Origin of the sequence: Ferrimonas sediminicola (assembly GCF_005116715.1) — a bacterium.
GTDB classification, from domain to species: domain Bacteria; phylum Pseudomonadota; class Gammaproteobacteria; order Enterobacterales; family Shewanellaceae; genus Ferrimonas; species Ferrimonas sediminicola.
Genome location: NZ_SWCI01000021.1, coordinates 23,385 through 34,321, shown reverse-complemented (window position 1 = coordinate 34,321; position 10,937 = coordinate 23,385). Strand labels below are relative to the sequence as shown.

Genomic DNA, 10,937 nt, shown 5'->3' with positions numbered 1-10,937 from the left:
CGCGCCCCTCGTCTCCCTGGCGAACGCCAGGGGCCAGTGTCTTTAGAGTGAGCCAAGGTGACGGTTGTCTGAGGCAACCCAAAAGCCACTGGGCTCCGGCGTACGCCGGAGTGACCGTGCTGGGGGAGGCAGCAGCGCCCTGAAGTCTTTCAATGCGAATCTGCAGCCAGATACGCGTGTTGTTCCAAAGCACCTAGCTAAATTTATCGAACCCTCGTCTCCCCGGCGAAGGCCGGGATCCAGTGTCTTCCTGTCGCTGGCTCTGCATCAGAGCACTTCGCTAGCCTCCGCGCCCCTCGTCTCCCTGGCGAACGCCAGGGGCCAGTGTCTTTAGAGTGAGCCAAGGTGACGGTTGTCTGAGGCAACCCAAAAGCCACTGGGCTCCGGCGTACGCCGGAGTGACCGTGCTGGGGGAGGCAGCAGCGCCCTGAAGTCTTTCAATGCGAATCTGCAGCCAGATACGCGTGTTGTTCCAAAGCACCTAGCTAAATTTATCGAACCCTCGTCTCCCCGGCGAAGGCCGGGATCCAGTGTCTTCCTGTCGCTGGCTCTGCATCAGAGCACTTCGCTAGCCTCCGCGCCCCTCGTCTCCCTGGCGAACGCCAGGGGCCAGTGTCTTTAGAGTGAGCCAAGGTGACGGTTGTCTGAGGCAACCCAAAAGCCGCTGGGCTCCGGCGTACGCCGGAGTGACCGTGCTGGGGGAAGCAGCAGCGCCCTGAAGTCTTTCAGTGCGGACCTGCGGCCAAATGTGAGCTTTTGCTGCAAAGCACTAGGCTTGCTTCATCGCACCATGGTCTTCCCGGCGAAGGCCGGGATCCAGTGTCTTCCTCTTGCTGGCTTTGCATCAGAGCACTTCGCTAGCCTCCGCGCCTTCTCGTCTCCCTGGCGAACGCCAGGGGCCAGTGTCTTTAACATGGCACCCATAAGCCGAGGCCACAGGGGCCTGTGGCCATGAAAACACTGGAACGGACGCATAAAAAAGCCAGCTGAACAGGCAGCTGGCTTAGTCAATATCGTCAGGGGTTGGCCAGCCTCAGCTGCCCTCCGCCCGGATGACATCGGCGATGGCGTGGGCCAAATGGTCCACCTGGGCCTGGTCTTCGCCCTCCACCATTACCCGGATAAGAGGCTCGGTACCGGACTTGCGTAGCAGTACCCGGCCACGGCCTGCCAGGGAGGCCTCGGCATCGGCAACCGCCTGCTGAACGGCCTGCGCCTCCAGCGGGGCGCTCTGGCCAGAAAATTTCACATTGACCAGCACCTGGGGCAGCAGGGTCATCCCGGCGCGGGCCTTACTCAGGGTCTGGCCGGTTTCCGCCAGTACCTGCAGCACCTGCAGGGCGGCAATGATGCCGTCGCCGGTGCTGGCGTGCTCCAGGGCGAGTATGTGGCCGGAGTTCTCGCCACCCAGTGACCAGCCCTTCTCCTTGAGCATCTCCACCACGTAACGGTCACCCACCTTGGAGCGGGCGAAGGGGATGTTCATTTCCGCCAGGGCCAGTTCCAGCCCCATATTGGCCATCTGGGTGCCGACCACACCGCCGAAGGCGATCCCTTTGCGTTTCCAGTGACTGGCCAGGATATAGAGGATGACATCGCCGTCGATAACGCTGCCATCGGCGTCGACCATCATCACCCGGTCACCGTCACCGTCGAAGGCGATGCCGAAATCGGCCCGCACCTCCACCACCTTTTTGCGCAGGGCGGCCAGGTGGGTGGCGCCGCACTGGTCATTGATGTTGGTGCCGTTGGGGGTGTTGCAGATGGTGATCACCTCGGCGCCAAGCTCGGTAAACACCGGCGGCGCCACATGGTAGGTGGCGCCATGGGCACAGTCGAGGACGATGCGCTGGCCGCGCAGGCTGAACTCGCGGCAGAAGGTAGCCTTGCAGTACTCGATGTAGCGGCCGGCGGCATCGGCGATACGGCTGGCCTTGCCCAGGCGCTCGGAGGGAACACAGTCCATCTCGCGATCCAGCCAGGACTCGATCTCCAGCTCGATGTCGTCGTTCAACTTGGTGCCGTCGGCAGAGAAGAACTTGATGCCGTTGTCGTGGTAGGGGTTGTGGGAGGCGCTGATCACCACCCCGGCCTCACCGCGGAAGGTGCGGGTCAGGTAGGCCACCGCGGGCGTCGGCATGGGGCCGAGAAAGGCGACGTCGATGCCGGCGGCGACAAAGCCGGCTTCCATGGCCGATTCCAGCATGTAACCGGATATGCGGGTGTCCTTGCCGATGAGCACCCGATTGTTGCCCTTGCTGGCCAACACTTTTCCGGCGGCCCAGCCGAGCTTCATGGCAAAATCCGGGGTGATGGGGTACTTGCCCACCAGGCCGCGAACACCATCGGTTCCAAAGTACTTTCGAGACATAGTCAAACTCTTGATTGCTTGCCCAGTATGGGAGGGGCACGCCAGGGCGCCGCCCGCTTGAATGTGAAGGGTCCATTTCACACCGGTGTGCGAGGGACCGGACCGGCAACTGGGGTTCAGGCCGGTTTGCTGGGGCAAGATGATACTCAAAAGCGGAGAGTTTTGACAGGCTGGAAGTCACTCCACCTGCAGGTAGGCGCCCTCGATCAGCCCCTCCTGGAACCCCGGGAACTCATCCATCAGCAGCTGTTTGCGCAGGCTGGAGTTGCCGCCGAACAGCACCAGCTGGCTGTCCGGTTCCAGGGTGCGGGTCACCGCGGCGCACATCAGCGGCGAGTCCAGCAGGGAGCGGCCGCAGCGCAACATGATCGGAGTCAGGTGCTGGTTCTGGCGCACATACCCCTTAATCTCGTTGCCCACCAGGGCCAGGGAGAGTTTGCGCTCGGCGCTCTGGTAGGTGTAGAAGCCTATCTGCACCGGAACCTTCAATCCCGATACCGCCACTTCGTGGGCCAGGGTGTTAAGGATCACCTCCGCCTGCAGGGCGATCTGCCGATCCTGGGCACGACGGCGGCGCAGGCCGTTGAGATAGGTCTGAAGCATCAGCGACACGAAGGCCACCTGCTCCATCTCGGCGGGGATGTAAGCCACGAAGCCAGCAACCGTATCGTTGGTAAGCTGGGTGTGGCTGACGAACCACTTGGCAATCAGCCCCTTGCTGTAGGCGCCGTAGCGGGTGAGGGCACCGGCCTGGGTCAGTTTGGGGTCCTGGAAGATCAGTTGCTGGGAGAGAATGGCGACACCGGGGTCGGAGAAGGCATCCATATTGATCTCGGACAGCTCCCCCTTGAGTGCGCCGCGGCGATCCCGTTGCGGGGTGACCGCCTCCTCGATGGTTTGTCCCAGTTCCCCAAGGTCGTAGACGGGCTTTTCGAAGCTGGCGACGATAAAGGGGTAGCGCGAACGGACCTGGGTGGTGAGCAGGGTTTTGCTGGAGATCAGGATCAGCGGCGGCGGCGCCTCAATCTCTCCCATGGAGCGGAGCAGGCCAACGCCATCCATTCCAGGGAGGTTGAGGTCCATCAGGATAATGTCCGGGCGCCGGCCAATCACCTTGCCCAGCGCCTGGCCGGCTGTTTCGGCAAGATCGACGGTCAGTCCAAGAGATTCGAGGTAGTCAATCAACCTGGTGGAGACCTTGGTGTCTCCCTCCACCAGCAGGGCTCTGACAGAGCTTAACGTCATTGTTGTTATCCTTGGCACCTGACAGCGGTGCTCCGACCCTTGAGCTCAGGGCGGTCAGTTGCCGCCCCCAATAGATGGCGTTCCCGGCTGCATTGAGTGCAGCTCTTTGGTGGCCTGGGGCTACTCGATCTCGTCGAGATACTCCTCCAGCAATTCGTCATCGTCCTCTTCAATGGGCGGGTTGCCATCGTAGAGATTGTAGGCAATATACTGATAATAACCCTCTTTCACAAACACGTAGGGATCGAGGGAGTTGTCCAGTATCGGCTCCTGGTCCACCAGTTTGGCCCGGGTTGCCAGTCCATCCAGCGCCCAGCGGGCCGTCTTTTGCCAGAAGGTCAGGTGGGCGTAGGGGAAGTAGAGGCCATCCACAAAGTCTCCCACCTCATCCCGAACTGTGCTGGGCCCGAGGACCGGCAGCATCAGGTAGGGACCATCGGACACACCCCAGTAGCCTAGCACTTCACCAAACTCGTCCTGTTTGCGTTCCAGCCCCATGTTGCTGGCGACATCAAAGATGCCGACAATGCCCAGGGTGGTGTTGATCACGAAGCGGCCGGCGGCGTTGGCGGACCACTTGACCTTGCCCTGCAGCAGGTTGTTCACCGCGCTGGAGGGTTCGTCGATATTCTTCAGGAAGTTTTCGACACCGATCTGGGCACCCTCGGGAACCCAGTCGATGTAGAAGTAGGTCACCGGACGATACAGGTGCTTGTCCAGTACATTGTAGTTAAAGTCCCAGATCCAGCGGTTTACCGGCTCGAAGGGATCGCGGGGATCCCGATACTCTACATCGGCCTGGTCGGTCTGCGCCCCGGACGGCTCCTCGGCCTGAACTGGGGCAATGAACAGTGCAGCCGCTGCCAGCCACAGGGGCAGGCAGCGTCTGAAAATGGGTCCTTTGCGTTCAAGAAAGTTGTTCAATCGTCGATATCCTAGTTAAGGCACAGTCACGCGCAGCGGCTGTCCTCCCATTTGGGGACAGCACCCAAACTATGTTCGCCTTGGGCACGGCTGGCCTGCAGGGTAAGAAGGAACTTGTTCAGTCCTTTCTGGAGTTTAGTTATATATGGCCATCATGCCCACTGCCCCGGTCGGCGCGCCGGCAACCGCGACATCGGGACAATCCCAGCCCTCTTTGCTGGCGACCGTCCAGTCCCAGCTCAATGGGGCCTTGACCCTCAAGCTGGGAGGCCAGATGGTGTCTCTGGAGTCGCAGGTCCACCTTCCGGCGGGTGCCCTGGTGGCGCTGAAGCGGTTTGGCCGTCAGTCCTATCAGCTGCGTACTTTAACATTGGTGCAGAGCTTAACAAACTCCAGTGTATTTAAAAATCTTGAACAAGGCGTTTCAAAAAACTCATCAAAGCTACTGGAATTGGTGATTAATAATCGTGGCCAGCTGTTGCCCAAGGGGGGCGGCAGGGTACTGGCCGACGGTCTTGTCGGTCAATCTCCCGGTCCGGTGATGGGGCGGGTGCAGAGCCAGGCAGGTAAGCCCTCACTGGCGCTGTATCGTCCTGGAGAGGCCGTTACCCTGACTCAAACTCAGGGCGCGTCTCAGCCCGCTGTTGCCTCGCCCCAGGGCGCCTCTGTCGCCCCCGGGCTGCTGGATCTGTTGGCCGGGCGACCCGAATTGGCCCCGGTGCTGGCGGCTCTGGGGCGGCGCATCGGCGATCCTCAGGAGCGAACCACCCTGAACTCCCTGGCCCAGCTGGCGGATCCCAGCCTGTTACGCTCGTTGCTGGGCCGCGCTCCGCTGGCCTCGGGACCGGCGCTGCCACTGATGCTGAGGCTGTGGTTTCAGTTTCAGGGGAGGTCGGCGGGTGTGGGACAGGGGAGCGGCCTGCTCGGCGCCCTCTCCGACGAGGTCAAGGCGCTGCTGGCGGGAAAAACCGCCGAGCTGCTCTCCGGGGCCAACGAGTTTCATCGACACAGCCAGGCCGATGGCGACAACCTGATTCTCTATTATGCGCTGCCCTACGAGCAGGAGCGGGTTCAGAGGCAGCTGCAGCTGGCACTGGCTCGCTACCAGGAGAGGGAGGGAGAGTTCTGGCTGCTGACCCTGCGTTTCGAGTTGTCACTGGGACACCTGCTGGTAAGGGCTCGCTATCAGGATGAGGCCCTGCAGGTGGCGACGGTCAGTGACAGCCGTGCCCTGGCCCACCAGGTGGATGAGCGCATCGAGGCGCTGAGAGAGCGTCTGAATCAACACAGGCTTTCCACCAAATTTAGCCGTTGCCAGGTGGGTGAAGTGCCGGAGTCGGTTGCCCAGCCTGCCCGCAAGGTGACCTACGGCGCCATGGGGAGATAGCGGATGAGCGATAAGAAGGCGGTGGCCCTCCAGTATGACCAACAGAGCGCCCCCAAGGTGGTGGCCAGCGGCGAGGGTGGCCTGGCTTACGATATTGAGCAGGCGGCGATAGAGGCGGGGATCCTGGTGCATGAAGACAGGCAACTGGCCGAGGTGCTCTCCAAACTGGAGGTGGGTCAGGAGGTGCCACCCGCACTCTACGTGGTGGTGGCCGAGCTCATCGCCTATGCCTATATGCTGGAGGGTAAGTTTCCGGAGCAGTGGGCCAATATCCACAATAAGATCGACTTCAAGGCCTAGCGGCCTCGACAACCACTGAACGTTTTACAATTTCTTACCAAATACCCATCTCACCGCTGGTCGGGAGCCGGCGTCTTTGAAGCGGGTTGCGATGGCGGTTGCCTGAATAAGCTCAAGCGACCGAACTCCGGTGTTCGCACCCTCGTCTCCCTGGCGAACGCCAGGGGCCAGTGTCTTTCACGCAAAGGTTTTGCTAACTACCCTTAAAACCCTCACTCCATGGAAGGAGAGGAAATATGGACAAGCTGCCCTGTGTCTACCTAATGACAAACGCAAGAAATGGCACCCTGTATATTGGTGTCACTTCCAACCTGTACAAAAGGGTGTGGGAGCATCGCAGCCACGCCGTGGATGGTTTTACCCAAAGGCATAAGCTTAACAAGCTGGTCTATTTCGAAATGCACGCCTCCATGTACCAAGCTATCACCCGAGAGAAGCAGCTAAAGAACTGGCAAAGACAATGGAAGGTTGAACTAATAGAGCGGTCCAACCCCTACTGGCGGGACTTGTGGGAAGACATTTGTAGAGGCTGAGAGAGAAGTCGATGAAAGCCGCTGGGCTCCGGCGTACGCCGGAGTGACCGTGCTGGGGGAAGCAGCAGCGCCCTGAAGTCTTTCAGTGCGGACCTGCAGCCAAATGTGAGCTTTTGCTGCAAAGCACTAGGCTTTCCTCATCGCACCATCGTCTCCCTGGCGAACGCCGGGATCCAGTGTCTTCTTCTCGCTGGCTTTGCATCAGAGCACTTCGCTAGCTTACGCGCACCCTCGTCTCCCTGGCGAACGCCAGGGGCCAGCGTCTTTAGAGCGCACGGGGCTACCCCAAAAGCCGCTGGGCTCCGGCGTGCGCCGGAGTGACCGTGCTGGGGGAAGTAGCAGCGCCCTGAAGTCTTTCAGTGCGGACCTGCAGCCAAATGTGAGCTTTTGCTGCAAAGCACTAGGCTTTCCTCATCGCACAATCGTCTCCCTGGCGAACGCCAGGGACCAGCGTCTTTGGAGCGCACGGGGCTACCCCAAAAGCCACTGGGCTCCGGCGTGCGCCGGAGTGACCGTGCTGGGGGAAGCAGCAGCGCCCTGAAGTCTTTCAGTGCGGACCTGCAGCCAAATGTGAGCTTTTGCTGCAAAGCACTAGGCTTTCCTCATCGCACCCTCGTCTCCCTGGCGAACGCCAGGGGCCAGCGTCTTTAGAGCGCACCAAAGTTAGGGCTGCCTGAGTCAACCCCAAAGCCACTGGGCTCCGGCGTGCGCCGGAGTGACCGTGCTAGGACAGACCGCAGTGGCCGGGCTTGCTTCCGTGCGAACCTACAAGGCACTTAGCTAAACTCATTGCACAATCGTCTCCCTGGCGAACGCCAGGGGCCAGCGTCTTTAGAGCGCACGGGGCTACCCCAAAAGCCACTGGGCACCGGCGTGCGCCGGAGTGACCGTGCTGGGGGAAGCAGCAGCGCCCTGAAGTCTTTCAGTGCGGACCTGCAGCCAAATGTGAGCTTTTGCTGCAAAGCACTAGGCTTTCCTCATCGCACAATCGTCTCCCTGGCGAACGCCAGGGGCCAGCGTCTTTAGAGCGCACGGGGCTACCCCAAAAGCCACTGGGCACCGGCGTGCGCCGGAGTGACCGTGCTGGGGGAAGCAGCAGCGCCCTGAAGTCTTTCAGTGCGGACCTGCAGCCAAATGTGAACTTTTGCTGCAAAGCACTAGGCTTTCCTCATCGCACCCTCGTCTCCCTGGCGAACGCCAGGGGCCAGCGTCTTTAGAGCGCACCAAGGTTACGGCTGCCTGAGTCAACCCCAAAAGCCACTGGGCTCCGGCGTGCGCCGGAGTGACCGTGCTAGGACAGACCGCAGTGGCCGGGCTTGCCTACAAGGCACTTAGCTAAATTCATCGCACCCTCGTCTCCCTGGCGAACGCCGGGAACCGGCGTCTTTTCGTTACCTTCAGAGCAAGAAGCACTGGTGGTGACCCAACAAAAAGCCCGGCACAGGGCCGGGCTTGTCTGATTCTAAAGAGGGTTATCAGTTCTTGATACCTTCGTGCTCGGCAGTAACAGCCACTTCCTCTTCCAGGGCTTCCTCTTCGGTCTTGGGATGGGCGTCTTCGGCGCCGTGCATCCAGTCCACCAGCTTGTCGGACATGAAGTACAGCAGCACACCGGACGCGACCGCAGTGATGAAGATGCCGGAGAAGATGGACATGGCGTTGGCCAGCTGCTCTTCGGCGGCGCCGCCGTGACCAATGAAGGAGCCCACGAAGCCAGCCACCTTGTTGGCAACGGCAACGAACAGGAACCAGGCGCCCATCATCAGGGAGGCGATGCGCAGGGGCGCCAGCTTGGTCACCATGGACAGACCGATGGGGGACAGACACAGTTCACCCATGGTGTGGAAGAAGTAGGCACCGACCAGCCACATCATGGAGGACTTGTTGGAGGCGTCGCCATCCATCTCAATCACGGCACCCATCATGAACAGGAAGCCAACGCCCAGCAGCACCAGGCCCAGGGCGAACTTCACCGGAGAAGTGGGCTCGCGGTCACCCATGCGCACCCAGATAGAGGCGATCACCGGGGCGAAGATCACGATGAACATGGCGTTCAGGGACTGGAACCAGGTGGTGGGCACTTCCCAGGAGCCGATCATGCGGTCGGTGAAGTCGTTGGTGAACAGGTTCATCAGACCACCGGCCTGCTCGAAGCCGGCCCAGAAAACGATGGTGAACAGGCCCAGTACCATGATCACCTTGATGCGGTCGCGCTCAACCTTGGTCAGGGGCTCCTTGCGAACTTCGGTCTGGCGCTGACGCTCCAGCTTGGCGGCGGGCACGGTACCGATGTCGCCCAGCAGCTTCTGAGCGAACGCGAACTGGATCAGCAGGGACGCCACCATACCGATGCCGGCGCAGATGAAGCCGGCCTGGAAGTTGCCGTCGTAGGCGTCTACCACGGAACCCACTACGATACCGGAGAGGAAGGCACCGACGTTGATGCCCATGTAGAAGATGGTGAAAGCACCGTCACGGCGGTGGTCGCCCTCTTCATACAGGTCACCCACCATGGTGGAGATGTTCGGCTTGAACAGGCCGTTACCGATGATCAGGGTAAACAGGCCGGCGTAGAACATCTCGGTTTCCATGCCCGGCACCCAGGCGTGGGGGGTACCCAGCATAAACTGGCCGGCGGCCATCAGGGCGCCACCGATGATGATGGTCTTACGCTGACCCAGCAGGTTGTCGGCGATCCAGCCACCGAACAGGGGAGTCAGGTATACCAGGCCGGTGAAGGTGCCGTAGAGATCCAGCGCGTCGGCTTGGGTCCAGCCCAGACCGTGACCGCCTTCTGATTGAACTTTGTCTACAAGGTAGAGTACCAGGATGGCCCGCATAGCGTAGTAGCTAAAACGTTCCCATAGCTCGGTGGTGAACAGCAGGAACAGTCCCTTGGGGTGTCCCAGCATGGTTCCGGCTTGCGGTTTCGCTGCGCTCATTGAGTATGTAACCTTCTTTGCATTTTTAAACAGATTAGCCCGCGTCCATGACGGATGAGCAGGCGCCCCACCCAAATGTTGTGATAGTTGAAAGCGGAGGGATGCACTTGTATACCCTTTATTGCCCTGTTAAGTCAATGTGGACCGGTGGTTGAGCCCGCGTTGACAGTGGCTTTCGGCACAGGTGACTCATCTTCAATTACGAACCGTTGTGCTGCATAGAAATTGGTTGAAATCCGGGACTATGATCGGCGGTCTGGTGTGAGCATGATCACGGGAGTCCGGCCCAAATCGAGGGGTAACTCACGGAACGGTAAACTGCAGTCGCGAACGTTATTTTTTTAATTGGAGGGGCTGGGAAAGGCGTGATGGTCGTGTCACAATGCCCGACCAGTCATTGACTGAGCCAACCAGCAGACAAGGATAGGTCGCTGAGGGCCACATTAAACACAAGGAAGTAGCATGCTGCAGTGGTATCTGTTTCGCGTTCGCGCGTGTTCCGAACGTAAAATCTCTCAACAGGTTGAGGCCATGGGCTTCAGCACCTTCTTGCCCCAGATTCAGAAAGACTCCAAGAGCACCCAGCTCAAGCCGTTGTTTCCGGGCTACCTGTTTATTCGGCTCGACCCCTATCGGTCCGCCTTCTCCTCGGTGCTGCGCCTGTTCGGGATGATCGATGTGGTGCGAACCACGGGCGAGTTGCGTCCGGTAGAACTGTCGCTGGTGGTTGGCCTGCGCCGTCGCTGCCAGGCTCAGCCGCAGTTGCAGCAGTCTGCCCCTCCACCATTGCCCAAGCCGGGGGACACGGTGGTCTTCAGCCACGGCGCCTTTAACGACATCGAAGGACTGTTCCAGGAGATCAGCGACGATGAGCGTTGCCGCTTGCTGGTGAAATTAATAAACCGTCAACACCAGATTGAAGTTCCGCTAAGCGCATTGAAAGTCTGAAGTTAGAAGCGCCAAGCGATTGCCGAACTTCGTCCGCGGTCAAGCAGGCATTGAGCCAGGTCGCTTTGAAGTGGGTGCTGTAGCAATTCAGTCATAAAAATGAAGGATAGTGGCAATGCGCCCGAAAAATGAGGGCTGCCACATTAGCAGAGAAATAGTTGAAAAATTACAGGCCGATAGAGATGAAGTTGTACTTGATAAGCCGATGCCCCAACGCCACCAGCCCGGACCATGTGCGCCTGACAGCACAAAAGTTGTACAGTTCGCCGCAGACAGCCTGAAACCAG

At 60.0% G+C, this 10,937-nt stretch carries 8 protein-coding genes; 4 read left to right on the top strand and 4 right to left on the bottom strand.

All coding sequences use genetic code 11. The features are described from left to right. Window positions 1-1,033 precede the first annotated feature (1,033 nt). From glmM to FCL40_RS17945, 3 genes are all read right to left on the bottom strand, one after another. Complete coding sequence (gene glmM, locus FCL40_RS17955) at window positions 1,034-2,371, bottom strand: phosphoglucosamine mutase (RefSeq protein ID WP_136854647.1); 1,338 nt, start codon at window positions 2,369-2,371, stop codon at window positions 1,034-1,036. Window positions 2,372-2,548: 177 nt separating this feature from the next. Then, window positions 2,549-3,616 (bottom strand): response regulator, encoded by a 1,068-nt coding sequence (locus FCL40_RS17950; protein ID WP_136854646.1) that lies wholly within the window; start codon window positions 3,614-3,616, stop codon window positions 2,549-2,551. Window positions 3,617-3,736: 120 nt separating this feature from the next. Continuing rightward, complete coding sequence (locus FCL40_RS17945) at window positions 3,737-4,540, bottom strand: MlaA family lipoprotein (protein WP_229360372.1); 804 nt, start codon at window positions 4,538-4,540, stop codon at window positions 3,737-3,739. 454 nt (window positions 4,541-4,994) lie between these two features. On the opposite strand from FCL40_RS17945, the gene FCL40_RS17940 reads away from it, so the two are divergent. The 3 genes from FCL40_RS17940 (at window position 4,995) to FCL40_RS17930 (ending at window position 6,760) form a co-directional block, all read left to right on the top strand. Beyond that, window positions 4,995-5,927 carry a hypothetical protein gene (locus FCL40_RS17940; RefSeq protein WP_136854645.1) on the top strand — a complete coding sequence of 311 codons (933 nt, stop codon included), beginning with the start codon at window positions 4,995-4,997 and terminating at the stop codon, window positions 5,925-5,927. 3 nt (window positions 5,928-5,930) lie between these two features. Next, entirely contained in the window at window positions 5,931-6,227 is a 297-nt protein-coding gene (locus FCL40_RS17935; protein ID WP_136854644.1) for an EscU/YscU/HrcU family type III secretion system export apparatus switch protein, read from the top strand. A gap of 236 nt (window positions 6,228-6,463) precedes the next feature. Further along, complete coding sequence (locus FCL40_RS17930; RefSeq protein WP_136854643.1) at window positions 6,464-6,760, top strand: GIY-YIG nuclease family protein; 297 nt, start codon at window positions 6,464-6,466, stop codon at window positions 6,758-6,760. A gap of 1,475 nt (window positions 6,761-8,235) precedes the next feature. Here FCL40_RS17930 and FCL40_RS17925 read toward each other — a convergent pair. Beyond that, the gene (locus FCL40_RS17925) at window positions 8,236-9,702 is read right to left on the bottom strand and encodes a peptide MFS transporter (RefSeq protein ID WP_136854642.1); all 1,467 of its coding nucleotides are present in this window, start codon (window positions 9,700-9,702) and stop codon (window positions 8,236-8,238) included. Window positions 9,703-10,164: 462 nt separating this feature from the next. On the opposite strand from FCL40_RS17925, the gene FCL40_RS17920 reads away from it, so the two are divergent. Further along, entirely contained in the window at window positions 10,165-10,650 is a 486-nt protein-coding gene (locus tag FCL40_RS17920; protein ID WP_136854641.1) for a transcription termination/antitermination NusG family protein, read from the top strand. Window positions 10,651-10,937 lie beyond the last annotated feature (287 nt).

Excerpts from the sequence above, each read along its gene's own strand:
- glmM (WP_136854647.1), bottom strand. The coding sequence starts at position 2,371 with ATGTCTCGAAAGTACTTTGGAACCGATGGTGTTCGCGGCCTGGTGGGC.
- FCL40_RS17950 (WP_136854646.1), bottom strand. The coding sequence starts at position 3,616 with ATGACGTTAAGCTCTGTCAGAGCCCTGCTGGTGGAGGGAGACACCAAG.
- FCL40_RS17935 (WP_136854644.1), top strand. The coding sequence starts at position 5,931 with ATGAGCGATAAGAAGGCGGTGGCCCTCCAGTATGACCAACAGAGCGCC.
- FCL40_RS17930 (WP_136854643.1), top strand. The coding sequence starts at position 6,464 with ATGGACAAGCTGCCCTGTGTCTACCTAATGACAAACGCAAGAAATGGC.
- FCL40_RS17925 (WP_136854642.1), bottom strand. The coding sequence starts at position 9,702 with ATGAGCGCAGCGAAACCGCAAGCCGGAACCATGCTGGGACACCCCAAG.
- FCL40_RS17920 (WP_136854641.1), top strand. The coding sequence starts at position 10,165 with ATGCTGCAGTGGTATCTGTTTCGCGTTCGCGCGTGTTCCGAACGTAAA.